Here is a 15,213-nt window from a genome sequence, read left to right as displayed (position 1 = left end):
CAGTTGGCCGACGCGCACCTACTGCCGCCGCGCCGCCCCACCCACACTGCCGGTACGGACGGCAGAGGAGGCGGTGTGGCGGCTGGGCGTGGACGGGGCGGATCCGCTCGCGGGCGCGGGGCGACGGCGTACGGCACGGGCCTGGCCGCCGCCCTGCTGGTGGCCGGTGCGGCGGCCGGCTGGGCGTACGCCCTGGCCGTGGTGCTCGCCGGAGGTCTCACGGCGGTCGGCTGCCGGCTGTGGCGCACCGACCGACGCCTGCGCCGGACCGACCGCCGGTGGCGGCACGAACAGGCCGTCGAAGCCGGCCGGCGCAGCCTCGCCACCGTCGACGCCATGACCGGCGGCGAGTTCGAGGAACTGATCGCCGCACTGTGCCGGCGTGACGGATGCACGCGTGTGCGGCGCGTCGGCGGCGCCTACGACGGCGGGGCCGACGTCATGGGGCGCCTGCCGGACGGCCGCACCATGGTCGTCCAGTGCAAGCGGTACGCGCCCAGCCGCACCGTGGCCAGCCGCGAACTGCGCGATCTGCTCGGCGCCAAGGTGCATTTCGGCGCCGAGGTCGCCGTGTTCGTCACCACCACCCGGTTCAGCCGCCCCGCCGAGGAGTTCGCCCGGCACAACGGCATCCTCGCCGTCCACCGCGACCTGCTCGGCCTGTGGCACAACGGCACCGCCCTGCCGGCGCTCGGCGCGATGAGCGGCCACGGCCAGGGCGACGCCCGCCACCGGGCGCGCTGGAAGCAGGCGTACGGCAAGTGACGGACCACGGGCCGAACCACCCGGGTGCCCAGAACTCCACAAGGGCCGCGCGCCGCGTCAGCGCGGTGCGGGCCCCAGGCCAGGCACACTCTGCGAACGTCGGAGCGCGGTCGTGCGCGGGCCCGGACGCCGGTCCGGGCGGGGAATGCCCGGCGGTGGCACGCGGGTGAGGTGGGCCGTGCCCGAGGTGCGGCGCGGAGTCAGGCGGGCGACCTCGTCCGGCGGCAGGCCCAGCAGCCGGCCCACGTCTCCCGGACCGACGCCCAGCGTCTCGACCAGGATGCGCACGGCTGTCGTGACCGCCTCCCGTTCGGCGGCCACCGCGGCCTCCCGGCGCCTGCGCGCCCCCGCCACGGAGTCCAGCTCGGGCGCCAGCTCCGGGACCACCAGGTGCACGGCGACCTGTTCCGGTCCGGTGCCCAGCGCCCGGGCGAGCAGCTCGCGCGCCAGGTCCTCCGCCTCGTCGAGCGTGCGGCACTGGGTGTGCGCGTCCAGGCCCGGAATGTCGACGGCCCACCAGCGGCCCATACGGTGCAGGCGCACCTCGTGACGGCTCGGCATGGACACTGAGCCCGTCAGCCGAGACACACCACGAGCAGGCAGAGCTGCTGCTGTGACGGCGTCGTGTTCGACGGCGAGGTCGCCGACGGCGCCGGAGCGGGCGCGGTGTCGTTCCCGGAGCCGGCGGGCGTCGACGGCTGCTGCGCCGACGTGGACGTACCGCCGGGGTCGGTGACCGGGGCGCCGGACGGCTGCGGGGCCGAGGTGTGCCCCAGCGGCGCGGTGCGGATCACCGGCTGCACCGGGACCGCGGACTGCGGCCGGGCGGGGGTCGTCGGTACGGCGGCGGGTGTCGCGATGCTGTCCGTGTGCTGCCGCACCGGGGTCGTGGGCTGTGTCACGTGGCTCGGCGCCGAGTGGCCGGCCGGGCGGCGCGGCTCGGGAGCCACCGGAGGCGCGTAGGTCTGCGCCGGCTCCTCGGCGACGTTCATGGTGTGCTCGTCCGGCGTGGTCGCGGCCTGCGCACGGCCCCCGGAGCCGCGGTCCATCGCGGCCACCGTCAGCCCACCGCCGACCAGCGCGACAGCGGTCGCGACCGCCGCCCGGCGCCGGTTCTTCTGCCAGCGGGCCCGCTGCCGGCGCCGCGCGGCCCGCCCCGACGGCGCGGGACCACCCTCGTACGCGATGTCCTGCGCGCCCGCCTCGTCGGCGACGGAACCGGCGGCCGACGGCTCCCAGACCCCGGCGGCGCCCGACGGCTGGTCGATCGGCACGGTGTTCACCGGCTCCCGGCCCGGGGCGGTGCCCCACGGCTCCCGGGCCGGAGCGATGCTCACCGGCTCTCCGGACTGCGCCGTGGCGGTGGGACCGGCGTCGAGGCCCGGGTCTATGTCCGGCGCGTAGGCGCCACACCCCGGGCACACCAGGGCGCCGTTGAGGTGGCGGCGGCACGAGGAGCAGTAATCCATCGGCGTCTTCCTGACGGTGGTACGGACGGCCAGTCACGCTAACGAGACTGTTGAAAGGCTGTGTGCAGTCCGTGTGAGACTCCTGCGCGGATTCTCCGGCGACCCTGCGCTGCCGGGACACAGGGGACGTCAGCCGCCGGTCGACTCCCGCACCACGAGCGTGAACGGACCGACGAACTCCTGCGCCGCGTCCGGGGAGCCGCCCCGCTCCATTCGCCGCACCAGCAGCGCCACCGCCCGCTCGGCCATCGCCTCGTGGTCCGGATCGACGGTGGACAAGGAGGGCACGAGATACGCGCTCTCCGCCACGTTGTCGAACCCGATCACCCTGACTTGCTCCGGCACCCGCAGTCCCGCGTCGGCCAGACCGCGCAGCGCGCCCATGGCGACCGTGTCCGTGACGCAGAACAGTCCGTCGAAGTCGACCCCTGCCTCCACCAGCGCCCGCACCGCCCGCGCGCCCCCGGCCATGGTGAGCTGCGTACTGTCGCGCACCAGCGCCGGATCGACGGGCAGCCCGGCCTCGTCGAGGGCCTGCCGGTAACCGGCGTACCGCAGGCTGGAGACGTCGGCCTCCTCGGTCACCGGCCCGCACAGCACGGCGACGCGCCGACAGCCCCGCTGAAGAAGATGCGCGGTCGCGGCCCGCGCCGCCGCCGCGTTGGGCATGGCCACGTGGTCCACGGGACCGCCGAAGATGCGCTCGCCGAGGATGACCACCGGGTGGTCGGTGCGCAGCCGTTCGGCGTCGGCCGGGCCCATGCCGGCGGTGGCGAGGATCAGCCCGTCGTACAGCCGGTTGCGGGACAGCGCCAGCGCCTCCAGCTCGCCCTCCCGGGAGGCACCGGTCTGCTCGATGCTCACGCGCAGGCCGTACCGGGCGGCCGCGCCGATCAGGGCGTCGGCCAGGATGCCGTAGTAGGGCTGGTTGATTCCCGGCACGGCGAGACCGATCGTGCCGGTGCGGCCCTTGCGCAGATTGCGGGCGGCGACGTTGACGCGGTAGTCGAGCCGGTCCATCGCCGCGAGCACCTTCTCCCGGGTCGCGGGGCGCACATGGGGACGCCCGTTCATCACATTGGAGACGGTCATCGCGGAGACACCGGCCGCCCTCGCCACGTCCTGGATCGTCGCCACGCCGCTCTCACTCCTCGTCCATGTCCCCAGCCCAGACGATAGAGCCTCGCCCCGTGCGCGGACGGTCGGCTCGTACCACTGGAGGTCCACGGCCACCGTGTCCCAGCCGTACGGCAGGAGATGCTCGGCCGAAGGGGGCAGGTCACCGGCTCGCCAGCGGGGCCCGGACCGTGACGAACGAGTGCGGCGGCAGAGTGAGAACGAGCCCTCCGTCTACGGCCTTCAGCGCGTCGAACGGTCTTGGCGCGACCTGACACGGCGCCTGCGGGGTGTTGTGCGCCTGGAGCCGGTCGGCGGTCAGCAACCGGGCGACAGGCTCGCCGATGCCGCCGCCGCGCAGGTCGAGCGTGATCTCTGCGCTCTCCTCGGCGTCCAGGTTGGTCAGCGAGAACAGCACCGTGCCGTCCTTGACGCTGGCCGACGCGGACAGCGTCTCCAGCTCCGCGTCGCCCACGCGGCGGCGGGCACCGGGCGCCCGCAGATGGACGGTGAGCGACGTGGCGTCCTGGTGGCCCTTGTTCATCTCGAAGACGTGGTAGGTCGGGGTCGTCACCAGCGCGTCCCCGTCCGTGAGGAGCATCGCCTGCAGGACGTTCACGGTCTGCGCGATGTTCGCCATGGCCAGCCGGGCCGCGTGCTTGTGGAAGATGTCGAAGTGTGTGCTCGCCACGAGCGCGTCGCGCAGAGTGTTCTGCTGGAACAGAAAGCCGGGGTGGGTGCCCGGCTCCACGTCCCACCAGGTGCCCCACTCGTCCAGCACCAGCCCGACCTTGCGCCCCGGATCGTAGACGTCCATCACCGTGGAGTGGCCGGTGAGGATCCGGTCGATCCGCCGGGCGCTGACCATGGTCCGGTAGTAGTCCTCGGTGCCGAAGCCGGTCGCACTGCCCTTGGCCTCCCACGGTCCGCCGAGGGTGTAGTAGTGCACGGAGACACCCTGGAAGAAGGTGCGCGGCGTGGCCTCGCAGCCGAAGCAGCTGATTTGCTGCATCAGCGTCTCGGTCCATTTGTAGTCGTCGTCGCGGGCGCCCGAGGCGATCCGGTACAGCGTGTTGTCCCCGTGGTCGCGGCAGTACGTCGCGTACTGCCGGGCCAGATCGGCGGAGTACTCGGCGCGCATGTTGCCGCCGCAGCCCCAGGTCTCGTTGCCGATGCCCCAGAAACGCACCCGCCACGGCTCCTCGCGGCCGTTGGCCCTGCGCAGCCGCGCCATGGGGCTGTCGCCGTCGCGGGTGAGGTACTCCACCCACTCGCTCATCTCCCGCACGGTGCCGCTGCCCACGTTGCCGCTGATGTACGGCTCGGCGCCGAGCAGTTCGCACAGCACCATGAACTCATGGGTGCCGAAGTGGTTGTTCTCCTCGACGTCGCCCCAGTGCGTGTTGACCATCCGGGGCCGCTGCTCGCGCGGACCGATGCCGTCCTTCCAGTGGTACTCGTCGGCGAAACAGCCGCCCGGCCAGCGCAGGTTGGGGATGTCCAGGGCGCGCAGGGCCTCGACGACGTCGAGCCGGATGCCGCCCGCGTTCGGGATCGGGGAGTCCTCGCCCACCCAGAAGCCGCCGTAGACGCAGCGGCCGAGGTGCTCGGCGAAATGGCCGTACAAGTGGCGGCTGATGCGCGGGCCTTCGAGGTCGAGGTTGACGACGGCGGTGGCGGTGGGCACGGGGGCTCCCTGGGTTTTGTATCGATAAAAATTCCCGCGTAGACGCTCGCACCGCTCGTGTGCCACCGTCAAGAGGGCGGCATGGCAATGGGACGGCCCCCTCGGAGAGTCTCCGAGGGGGCCGTCGGTGCTTGGTTCACTTACCGCCGTGGCAGCCGAGTTGCGCGTCGATCTGCTCGGCGGTCTTGGTGCCGTCGCTGGTCCAGTACTCGCCGGTTCTCAGCGTGGCCTTGCTGATCGCGGGCAGGTCGAGGACATCGCCGCGGCCGTCACCCGAGGGATCCGTGTAGCCGAGATCCAGGTGCTCGGGGATCGCGGCCGGCGTGCCGGCGTGATGCGCGAACCCCTCTCCCGACCACAGCGTGACGACTCCCCGCTTCGCCGAGGGCGTCACCGGATCGGAGGCCCACCACACGGTCCGCGGCGTCTCGCGCGTGTCGTCGAAGTCGAAGACATCGATCCGCCGCACGGTGTCCGTGGCACAGAGGGGGAGCCTGACGACGATCGTCTCCCCTTCGGCCCGCGCACCGAACAGGGGTGTGTCCGCCGGATCCGACGGCAACAGCCCGCACCCCGACCCGAGCAGGGCGAGCGCCCCGATCAGAACCGCACGGCAGGCTGCCCGGCGGATCAGCACTTGTATCCACCCCACCTCAGGTTGGCCTGGCGCTCGTACCGGTTGTGGCAGGGGTTCCGCCCCGCGCGCATGTACCGGAACATGAACCCGAGCCCGTAGCGCCGCCACTGCCGGACGTGCCGCTTCTCGTGGCGGATCCGGTTGCGCGTGATGTACTTCCGGTTGTTCGAGGTGAAGTACGTGTTGCCGAGGGTCGTCCCGCCGCGCGCGTGCAGCAGGTAACCGCCCCGGCACACCCGCAGGCCGTACCGGTAGGAGCAGCGGTAGCCGAGGTAGTGGCTGCCGACCTTGGACAGGCCCCAGCCCAACGCGTTGGCGGACCAGCGGTTGAACTTGCGCTTCAGCTTCTTGAACCAGCCCCACCTGCCGTCGAGGTCGTAGCGGTTGAGCGGGTCGCCGTTGCAGTACTCGTAGGCGTTGGCGTTGCCACCCGGCTCCGGGTCCACGCTGAGGAAGCGTCCGGTGGTCGGGTCGTAGAGGCGTACTCCCATGAGGGTGGCGCCGGTGACCGTCTCGCTGGAGCGCTGCTTGCCGCCGAGCCAGCCGTAGCGGGCCGCGGTGGCGTCGCCCTCGGGGTTGCCGTACTCGTCGTAGGCGAACGCGGTGGGCGCCTGGGTGGCGTCCAGCGGAAGCTGGACCGTCACATCGCCGTGGATGTCGGTCAGTTCCAGCACCGTGTCACCGGTGGCGCTGGTGACGGCACCGAGGTCGCCGCCGATGCCCTGGACGTTGCGTGAGACGGCTCCGGCGCTCTCCTGGATCCAGTCGGGGCTGTCGCCGTCGGCGCCGTAGTGGTCGGTCTTGGCCCCGGTCTGGGTCCATGTGCCGTCGGTGCCCTGGGTTTCGGTGGTCCAGGTGGCGAGGCGGCCGGCCGCGTCCAGGTTCCAGGTCTGCCGGCTGGTGCCGGAGGTCTGCCGGCGGACGAGGTCGTCGGCGTAGTAGTCGATCACTGCACCTGTGGCCTGGGTGGTGGTGCGACCGAAGGCGTCGTAGACCGTGCCGGCGGTCACCAGTCGGTCCGCGCTGTCGTAGGCGTACGACGTCGTGGCCGCGCCGGTGGAGGTGCAGGCCGCGCCGACGTCGGCGCGGGCGACGGCGAGTGCGGTGCGGTTGGTGTTGTCGTCGAAGGTGTAGTCGCGGCGGGTGCAGGCTCCGTCCGGGTCGGTGTCGTCGGCGCGGGTGAGGCGTCCGGTCGCGTCGTAGACGTAGCTGCGGCTGCGGCTGCGGCCCGCGGTGTTCGCGTCGGCCACGACCTGGCCGTGGATCGTCTCGTCGACGGTGTCGGAGGCGACGGTGGTGCCGTCGCTGTCCTTGGTGTAGGTGCGCGAGGTGGTCGCGCCGGTCTCGTCCTGGCCGATGGCCAGGGTGTATCCGCCGGGCAGGGACTGGGTGGCCAGGTCGCCGTCGGCGTCGTAGGCCGCGGCGAAGGTGCCCGCGACCGAGTCGGTGCGGGAGGTCTCCAGGCCGCGCGGGTCCTTGGCGGTGTCGTAGGTGTAGGTGGTGGTGGACGGGGCGGAGTCGGTGGTCTTCACCGGTCGCCCGAGGGCGTCGTAGCCGGTGGTGGCGGTGTTTCCGGAGCCGTCGGCGTAAGAGATCTCCCGGCCGAGGGCGTCGTGGGTGTGGGTGATGGTCTGGCCGTTCGAGGTGACCGTGGCGACGTCACCGCTGGCGGGGTCGTAGGTGGTGGTGGTGTCCGGCACCGCCGTGCCCACGCCGCCGGTCACGGACGTCGTGGCGAGACGGCCGGCCGCGTCGTAGGTGTTGCTCGACGTCCGGGTGACGGAGTTCGCCGTCTCGGTGATCTTGGCGGTGTTGCCCCAGCGGTCGTACTCGACGGTCCTGGTGGGCAGCTGGGCGGGGTTGGATCCGCCATTGGCGATGGTGCCGGCGGGGCCGGTGGAGCACACCAGGTCGGCCCATTCGGGGCGGCCGTTGCAGGCACCGGTGCCGGTGGCCGACCAGTAGGTGGTGACGGTGGCGCCCGCGTCCGTGCCGGACGACTTCGGCAGGGTCGTCTTGATGACCCGTCCCTGGGCGTCGTACGACGTGGTCGTCCTCAGCGCCAGACCCGACGGATCCGTGACGGTGGCCGTCTGCAGGCCCTTCACCCAGTCGTACTCGTTCTTGGTCGTGCGCACCTCCGCGTCCGAGGCATAGCCGTCGACATGGGCGCCCACACTGGTGGTGGTGGCCTGGTTGGCGATGGTGGCCGTGCCGTCGGTGGGACGGCCCTCGTCGTAGGCGCTCACCGTGTGCTGGCGCGCGGCGACCTGGGTGCCGGCGGGCAGGTCGGTGCCCCCGGTGGGGGCCTTGAGCGTGCCGGCGAGGGTCACCAGATGCAGCGGCGCGAACTCCTCCGTCTGGCGCAGGCCGTCGGCGGAGTACACCGAGCGGGTGGACAGGAGCTCGGCGCGGTCGGCAGAGGTGAGCTGGTCGATGCTCAGCGCCACCTGCTCGGCCTGGCCGGCGCCGCTGGTGGCCAGGGCCAGCTCCCGGTTGGCGGCGGTCAGTTCACGGATCGTGTTGCCGAAGCGGTCGTACTCGGTGGTGGTGAGGTGACCGCCCGGCTCGGCGGAGTCGACCTCACGGCCGGAGGCGTCGGTGTAGGTGACCGTGGCCCGCCTGTAGTCGGTCGCTGCCAGGTTGGAGCCGGTGTTGGACAGCGGGACGGAGTCGGCCGGGAACACCGCGGTGGCGTCCGAGGGGACATCGCTCTGACCCCAGGCGGCGACGTCCGACGTACCCATCGCATACGGCGCCTTGGTGCCGGTCAGCGGGACGTCGTAGACGACGCTGGTGACGGCGTTGGTGCCGTCCGTGGTGTTCTTGGTGCCCTGCGTGAGGTTCGGGCGGGATGCCTTGAGCAGCATGCCGTCACCGGCGGTGGCGGCGTTGCCGGCCTTGCCGTAGGTGAACGTCCAGGCCAGCTCGCCCGGCGGGGTCAGGGTGGCGACACGGCCGGCGGAGTCGTAGGTGTACGCGGTCTTCAGCGCGGGGCTGATCCGCGGGTCCCACTCCTCGCGCAGACGCCCGGAGGAGTCGTAGGCGTACTGCGCCACCACGGTGGCCGTCGCGGCCGCGGCGCCCGGGTCGGTCGCCCACTGCTTGATCTGCTTGACCTGGCCGGTGTAGTCGCCGAGCGCGGTGGACGTGGCGGTGGTGGAGGCCGCGTAGACGAACTCCAGCATCCGGCAGCCCTTGGTCGCCGGTGTGGTCTGGCAGCCGGCCGCGGTCACGGCCGTGGTGGGCGCGATGACGTACTTGGGCCGGGCCAGGGTGTTCGTGCCGACGGTGACCTTCTCCGAGACCACCTTGGTGGTGGAGTTGTCGGTGGGCAGGTAGGTGCTGGAGACCTGCCAGGTCGTGGCCGCCGGGTCCACCTTGGCGAAGGTGGTCGTGGTGCCCTCGTCGTCCTTCAGGGTGAAGCTGCCGGTCAGCGACCCGGTCAGGGTCAGGTCCTCCGAGCCCGGCTCGGGCTTCCAGCCGCCGGACGAGGTCGCGGTGAACCCGGTCCCGTCGCCGTCGACGTCGACCAGCGCCACCGAGGTGGCCGAGGTCTTGCGGACGTAGGCCCAGTCGGAGTCGGTGATCTCGGCAGTCGTGCCGGAGGTCCACTGCGGACCGAAGATCGCGGCCTGGCCCTCCGCGTCCGCACCGGCGGTGGGGCGGCGTGAGGAGGCCGTGCGGGTCACGGACAGGTCGAAGCCGGAGGCGTCCGTGGCCGACAGCGTGTAGTCGCCCGTGAGGCTGTTGACCGAGCCGGGACCGACCTCCTCGCTGGGCGCGGTGCCGGCGTTGCGGTCGACGGTGATGGTGTGCGGCTGCGCGTAGGCGGTGGTGGCACCGTCGGTGAACGCCGCCCGGATGTCGACCGGGCCGTCCTCCGCGAGGGACGTGGTGACGTCCCAGGTCAGCGCGGCGGGGGAGCCGTTGGTCACGGCGAGCGGCCACGCGGAGACGGCGGAACCGTCGGCGGACCTGGTGACATGGGCGACCGGTACGTCGTGCCAGGTGTCGGTCTCGCCGCGCCGGTACTGGTAGGTGACGCCGGTGTAGGTGGGCTTGCCGGTGGCGGTCAGGCTGACGCGGCGGGCCGCGCTGTCGCCGTCGCCCGGGGTGAGCAGCCCGGCCCCGTCACCGACGCCGAAGGCGTAGGCGGTGGCGGAGGTGGAGAGGTTGCCGCCGGAGTCGACGGTCTTGGCGTAGAGCTTGTGCCAGTCCTCGCCCGGCTTGATCGTGATCGTCAGCGGGTCGCCGCCGGTGCCGTCGGTGGTGTCGTACACCCGGTTGGGCACCGAGGAGTCGTCCAGGCCCCAGTAGTAACCCATGCCGTCCGTGGCCGAGGTGTCCAGGGTGCAGGTCGCCCCGCTGTCACTGGTCGCCGTCCACGTGTTCTCGCTGTACGGCGTGCAGGAGAGCGTCGGTGCGGCCGGTAGGGCCGTGTTCAGCACGAAGGTGCTGTAGCCCGACCAGGATCCGAAGTCCGTCCCGTCGTAGGCCCGGACACGGAAGCGCAGGTGCTTGCCCGCGGGGAACGCGTTAGCCGACGGGACCGTCAGCTTCGCGGTCGCCCCCGAGGCCACCGCGGGCGAGGTGCCCGTGTAGGTGTAGGTGGTGTCCGCGTACGCCGGGTCCGCGGTGACCTCGAACTGCGCCGAGGCCGTGGAACCGTCGGGGTCGGTGACCTTCGCCGCCAGCGTCGGCGTCAGCGAGGTCACGTATGTCTTGCCGTTGTAGGGGTTGGGGAAGTTCGGCGAGATCGCCGCCGAGGTGGCGGTGGCGTAGGAGTTGTAGGTCACCGACAGCTTCGGCGCGTACCCGGCGGTGGAGTAGTTCGCCGAGCGGAAGCGGCGCCAGGTGGTGGAGTCCGCCTCGTCGGCGCTGCGCAGCTGGATGCCGTAGTTCGTGGTGCCGTTGGCCCACGACTGCACCATCGCCTGGAGGTTCCAGTTCGACCACGCCGCCGGGCAGGACGACGAATAGCCCCAGTGCCCGGTGTTGGTCGCCATGTCCGTCGTCGTGGTCGACGGCTGCGCGCCCCAGGTGATCGACGACGAGGACCAGGTGGAGGTGATCCGTCTGGCCTGGGTGGCGGCGCCGGAGGTGGAACAGGTCGCCGAGTAGTAGTTGTACAGCGACATCGTTGCCGCCGTGACCTGTTTGCCCGCCAGCTTCGACACATCGAACTTCAGATACGAGCGGGCGGTGTCGGTGCCGCCGTCGTACGTACCGGACTTCAGCTCCTCGGAGGAGACCTGTGAGTCCGGGTAGTCCGGGTTCTGCACCCAGGTGTCGGTCGTGACCGCGAGCGTCGTGGTCGGGTCGACCGTCACCGGGTAGGTGGCCTTGGCGAGAAAGCCCTGGTCCGGGGTGAGGACCAGGGTCTGCCTGCCGTCGGCGCCGGTCTCGATCCGCGTCGTCACGTGCTGCCGGTGCGCGGACTCACCCGAGGCCGGGTCCTTGGACGCGTCCCACATCATGGGCGCCGGCGCCTCGGCGACCAGCTTGCCCGAGCCGTCCTTCAGCAGCAGGTGCCCGGAAGCGGCCTGGGACAGCTTCAGCCCGGCCAGATCCAGCGGAATCCGGTAGGAGACGGTGTCACCGCTCGGCCGCTGGGTGAGCTGGATGTCCTCCGAGAAGCCCTGCGCGAGCGCGGTGACGGACAGGGTCTGCCCGCCGCCGAGCCGGTAGGCGGCCGTGTTGCCCTTCACCACCGGCGCGGGCAGGCTGCTCTGCCAGCCGAGCCCGAAGGACGCCTTGCCCCGACGCACCGACGCCAGCCGCTGATCCCCGCCGTCGGAGACCGCGACATCCGCCGCGGCGGCCCTCGGCGTCAGATCGGCCCCGGTGTCGGCGAGGGCGGTGTCGATGCTCTTCCACACCGAACCCTGCTTCACCCGCACCGGACCGGCGTATATCTCGCTCCGCACCTGCCCGCCGGGCAGGGCGTACGTCGACGAATCCGCCGTGCGCGCCGACAGCACCTCGATCTTCCGGTGTTGCAGGCGCGCCATCAGCATCGCCGACGCCTCGTCCTGCGCCTCGGCGGGACCGAACGCCGCGGTGTGCGGCTGCTGTTCGCTGGTGGCCACCGCGGTGGCGGTGTCCCCGCCGAAGGCGACTCCCGTGTTCTGCGACAGCAGGGCGGTCTCCGCGGCGAGCAGCATGACCACGCTGATCGCTGTCCGGCGCAGCTGAGACGTCCGGAGTCTGTTTCCTCCAGGTCTGCCGTAGCCCCTGGGTCTGTGACGCTTCATCAGCTTCCTCTCTGACACTCCGTTTGTGACGGAGCCAACAGAAACGGGCTGATTCTCACAGGGAGATCACCGCGTCGGCGGGCCGGTGATCACGAACATTCCAGGAACACCCAACAAAGGTTCAAGGGAATGGAAAGTCCCGGCCTCGTCCGGCTTCTGCGCGCGGTCCTCTTGTGCGCATTGCACCCTTGCGTCTGGCGTGCGCGAGGCCATGGCACGGTGTGCGGGTTCCCAGCGGCGTGCCAAGACTTTCCCAAGAAATGACGGAACAACCGGACCAAGGGGAGAGATCGCCTGGACGGCCGTACGAAGCCCCCGGCGCCGGCCGGACACATCGTCAGTTCTCAACCCACCGGCGCAGTTTCTCCGGATTGCGGACCACCCAGATCCGGGTGACGCGTCCGTCGGAGACGTCGAAGGCGGCCACGGTCGCGACGACGCCCGCGCGTCGGGCCACCAGCCCCGGCATGCCGTTGACCGACCGCTCCAGGAGTTCCAGGTCCGGGGCCTTGTCGGCGATGGCGGCCATGTACTGGGCGATGCGCGCGCCGCCCTCGATCGGGCGCAGGACGGTACCGACCATGCCGCCGCCGTCGGCGGTCATCACGGCGCCCGGGTCGAGGAGACCGACGAGGGCCGCGATGTCCTTGCTCTGCCATGCCTCTTTGACGTGCCGCACCACGTCGGCCCGACCGGTGGTCGCCGTCACAGGAGGGCGCGCCGTGCTCACCCGCCGCCGGGCGGACGAGGCCAGCTGCTTGCAGGCCGCCGGGCTCCGGTCGAGTACGCCGGCGATCTCTGCGAACGGGTAGCGGAAGACGTCGTGCAGGACGAACGCCACCCGCTCGGCGGGCGTCATCGACTCCAGGACGACGAGGAAGGCCATGGTCACCGACTCGTCCAGGACGATCTGGTCGGCGGGGTCCGCGGGCCCGGCGGTGCCGGTGCCGCCTGCCGGGCGGTCCCGCTCGGCGCGGTCGGGCAGCGGCTCGGGCAGCCACGCGCCGACATAGCGTTCCCGGCGGGCCCGCGCCGAGCCGAGCACGTCCAGGCAGACGCGGCCGGTCACCGTCGTCAGCCAGGCGCCGGGGGACACGATCTCCTCCCGCCGGCTGCGCGGCAGTCCGTACCAGCGTGCGTAGGCCTCCTGTACGGCGTCCTCGGCCTCGGCCAGTGAACCGAGCAACCGGTAGGCGACGTTGATCAGTTGCCCTCGCTCGCCGGCTGTCTCCTCGGTGCCGTTCCCGACAGTCCCCATCCGTGCGGCCGCCCCCTCGCCTTACCTTCCGCAGGCCCGCGTCGTCGGGCTTGACGAGACCTTATCGATCCACCGCCCGAGGGCGGAGAAGAAGGGGGACCCCGCCATGGCCACCGAGGTGACGGCGAACGCCCGACGCACATCCTCGTTCCTGAGGGCCGCGATCGCCGTGCAGACCCTGACGATCTTCCTTCAGGCCGTCTCCGCCGGGCTGCTGCTGACCGCCTCCTACGGAGAGACGCTGCACAGTGTCGGAGCCCGGGTGATGTACGCGGCGTCGATGCTGTACGTGCTCGCCGCGGTGCTGGCGTGGAAGCCGGGCGGCAACTCGCCCCGGCCCATCTGGCACGCGTCGGGATTCCTCGTGCTGGCCTCGGTCCAGGTCGTGCTCGGCATCGCGCACGTGCCCTCGGTCCACCTTCCGCTGGGCGTGCTGATGTTCGGCCTGAGCGTGCTGGCGCTCTCCCGCCGCTGACCGGATCATCGAGCGGCCCGGGGTGTGAGCGCTGTGCGCGAGGTGCGGGGACTCCCGACCACCGCCGACTGGGGGAGTACCGGGGAAACGACGAAGGGGCGGCAGCCCGTGAGCTGCCGCCCCTTCACCGTGAGGACCGGGAGGTGCGAGGGTGCGAAGCGCCCCGGTGTCAGGCGGCGACGGCCTCGCCCGCGTGGCCGTGCAGACGGGCGACGACCTCGGTCAGCTGCGCGGCGACCTCGGCGTCGTCCACTGGGTGGGTCTCGGCGAAGCGGGTCACCGAACCGGGGATGGACAGCTTGATGTCCTCGATCACCTTGCCGCCCGCGATGCCGACGGCCTTGCGGGTGTCGTCCTGCGCCCACACGCCGCCGTACTGGCCGAAGGCGGTGCCGATGACGGCCACCGGCTTGCCGCCGAAGGCACCGGCGCCGTACGGACGCGACAGCCAGTCGATGGCGTTCTTCAGAACGGCCGGGATGGTGCCGTTGTACTCCGGCGAGAACAGCAGGAAGGCGTCGGCGGCCTGGGCGGCCGCGCGCAGCTCGGCGGCGGGGGCGGGGACGTTGCCCTCCACGTCGATGTCCTCGTTGTAGAACGGGATCTCGGCCAGGCCCTCGAACACCACGACCTCGGCGCCCTCGGGGGCGAGCTTGACGGCGGCCTCGGCGAGCTGACGGTTGTGCGAACCGGCGCGCAGGCTGCCGACGAGAGCGAGGATACGAACGGACATGAGAACTCCAAGGGCTGCTGAAACACTGTTGTCAAGATGCGGACCGGGGTCCGTTTATTTTTATCACCCTAACCGGACCAGGGTCCAGTTTCATTCCCATGCTTTACGCTGAGTTCATGTCCGTGCCCCTGCCACCCGTTCCGCACCCGCAGGAGACCGACGGCGCGCCCGAACTGCTCACCCTCGGAGCCGCCGACGAGCCGTGCCTGCGCGCCGACGCCGCCCGCAACCGAGCCAAGCTCCTCGACGCCGCCGCCCGGCTGATCGCCGAGCACGGCGTGGCCGGGGTCACGATGGAGGCCGTGGCCGCCGCGGCCAACGTCGGCAAGGGCACCGTCTTCCGGCGCTTCGGCGACCGCACCGGACTGCTGACCGCGCTCCTGGACCACTCCGAGCGCAAGTTCCAGGCCGCGTTCCTCACCGGCCCTCCGCCGCTCGGTCCCGGCGCCCCGCCGGTGGAGCGGCTGCGCGCCTTCGGATGCGCGCTGCTGCGCAGGACCGTCGCCGAGCTGGAACTGGAGCTGGCTGCCGAGCCGAGCCCCGACCGCCGCTATGTCGTGCCGCCGCGCCGGGTGCTGCACAGCCACGTCGCCCTGCTGCTGCGCCAGGCGGCCCCGGACGCCGACACCGAGCTGCTGGCGCACGCGCTGATGGGCCAGCTCAGCCCGTCCCTGGTCCACCACCTGACCCGGCAGTGCCGGATGCCCGTCGAGCGGCTGGAGGCGAGCTGGGTGGACCTCGTCGACCGCGTCACCCGCACCGAGCCGCGCGGCTGAGCCGGGTTCGGCCGGACGCCGGGCGCTGATAGGGGGGTCC

General features: G+C 71.8%; 11 protein-coding genes. 3 read left to right on the top strand and 8 right to left on the bottom strand.

Going from position 1 to position 15,213, the window contains the following annotated elements; all coding sequences use genetic code 11:
* The first annotated feature begins 75 nt into the window (after positions 1-75).
* Positions 76-765, top strand: a complete 690-nt coding sequence (locus ACF1GV_RS18615; RefSeq protein WP_391681858.1) for a restriction endonuclease — start codon at positions 76-78, stop codon at positions 763-765.
* A 57-nt stretch (positions 766-822) separates the two neighbouring features.
* On the opposite strand, the gene ACF1GV_RS18610 is transcribed toward ACF1GV_RS18615, so the two are convergent.
* The 7 genes from ACF1GV_RS18610 to sigJ form a co-directional block, all read right to left on the bottom strand.
* Positions 823-1,326: a hypothetical protein gene (locus tag ACF1GV_RS18610; protein WP_391681855.1), complete on the bottom strand. Its 504-nt coding sequence runs from the start codon at positions 1,324-1,326 to the stop codon at positions 823-825.
* A 14-nt stretch (positions 1,327-1,340) separates the two neighbouring features.
* Entirely contained in the window at positions 1,341-2,234 is an 894-nt protein-coding gene (locus tag ACF1GV_RS18605; RefSeq protein ID WP_391681852.1) for a hypothetical protein, read from the bottom strand.
* Between the two features lie 129 nt (positions 2,235-2,363).
* On the bottom strand, positions 2,364-3,371 hold the full coding sequence (locus ACF1GV_RS18600) for a LacI family DNA-binding transcriptional regulator (RefSeq protein WP_391681850.1): 1,008 nt from the start codon (positions 3,369-3,371) through the stop codon (positions 2,364-2,366).
* A 142-nt stretch (positions 3,372-3,513) separates the two neighbouring features.
* Complete coding sequence (locus tag ACF1GV_RS18595; protein WP_391681847.1) at positions 3,514-5,037, bottom strand: alpha-N-arabinofuranosidase; 1,524 nt, start codon at positions 5,035-5,037, stop codon at positions 3,514-3,516.
* Positions 5,038-5,173: 136 nt separating this feature from the next.
* On the bottom strand, positions 5,174-5,674 hold the full coding sequence (locus ACF1GV_RS18590) for a hypothetical protein (protein WP_391681845.1): 501 nt from the start codon (positions 5,672-5,674) through the stop codon (positions 5,174-5,176).
* On the bottom strand, positions 5,668-11,841 hold the full coding sequence (locus tag ACF1GV_RS18585) for a DNRLRE domain-containing protein (protein ID WP_391681842.1): 6,174 nt from the start codon (positions 11,839-11,841) through the stop codon (positions 5,668-5,670). The genes ACF1GV_RS18590 and ACF1GV_RS18585 overlap by 7 nt, the downstream gene beginning before the upstream one ends.
* Before the next feature lie 427 nt (positions 11,842-12,268).
* Positions 12,269-13,189: an RNA polymerase sigma factor SigJ gene (gene sigJ / locus ACF1GV_RS18580; protein ID WP_391681839.1), complete on the bottom strand. Its 921-nt coding sequence runs from the start codon at positions 13,187-13,189 to the stop codon at positions 12,269-12,271.
* Between the two features lie 106 nt (positions 13,190-13,295).
* Here sigJ and ACF1GV_RS18575 point away from each other — a divergent pair, with 106 nt between their 5' ends.
* Positions 13,296-13,664 carry a hypothetical protein gene (locus ACF1GV_RS18575; RefSeq protein ID WP_363266089.1) on the top strand — a complete coding sequence of 123 codons (369 nt, stop codon included), beginning with the start codon at positions 13,296-13,298 and terminating at the stop codon, positions 13,662-13,664.
* A gap of 169 nt (positions 13,665-13,833) precedes the next feature.
* On the opposite strand, the gene ACF1GV_RS18570 is transcribed toward ACF1GV_RS18575, so the two are convergent.
* Positions 13,834-14,397 carry an NAD(P)H-dependent oxidoreductase gene (locus tag ACF1GV_RS18570; RefSeq protein WP_363266090.1) on the bottom strand — a complete coding sequence of 188 codons (564 nt, stop codon included), beginning with the start codon at positions 14,395-14,397 and terminating at the stop codon, positions 13,834-13,836.
* Between the two features lie 116 nt (positions 14,398-14,513).
* Between ACF1GV_RS18570 and ACF1GV_RS18565 the strand changes: the two genes are divergently transcribed.
* The gene (locus ACF1GV_RS18565; RefSeq protein ID WP_391681836.1) at positions 14,514-15,173 is read left to right on the top strand and encodes a TetR/AcrR family transcriptional regulator; all 660 of its coding nucleotides are present in this window, start codon (positions 14,514-14,516) and stop codon (positions 15,171-15,173) included.
* Positions 15,174-15,213 lie beyond the last annotated feature (40 nt).

This window comes from Streptomyces sp. NPDC014006, assembly GCF_043088925.1.
GTDB lineage: Bacteria > Actinomycetota > Actinomycetes > Streptomycetales > Streptomycetaceae > Streptomyces.
The sequence above is the reverse complement of the archived record's forward strand: the minus strand, read 5'-3'. Positions and strand labels throughout refer to the sequence as shown.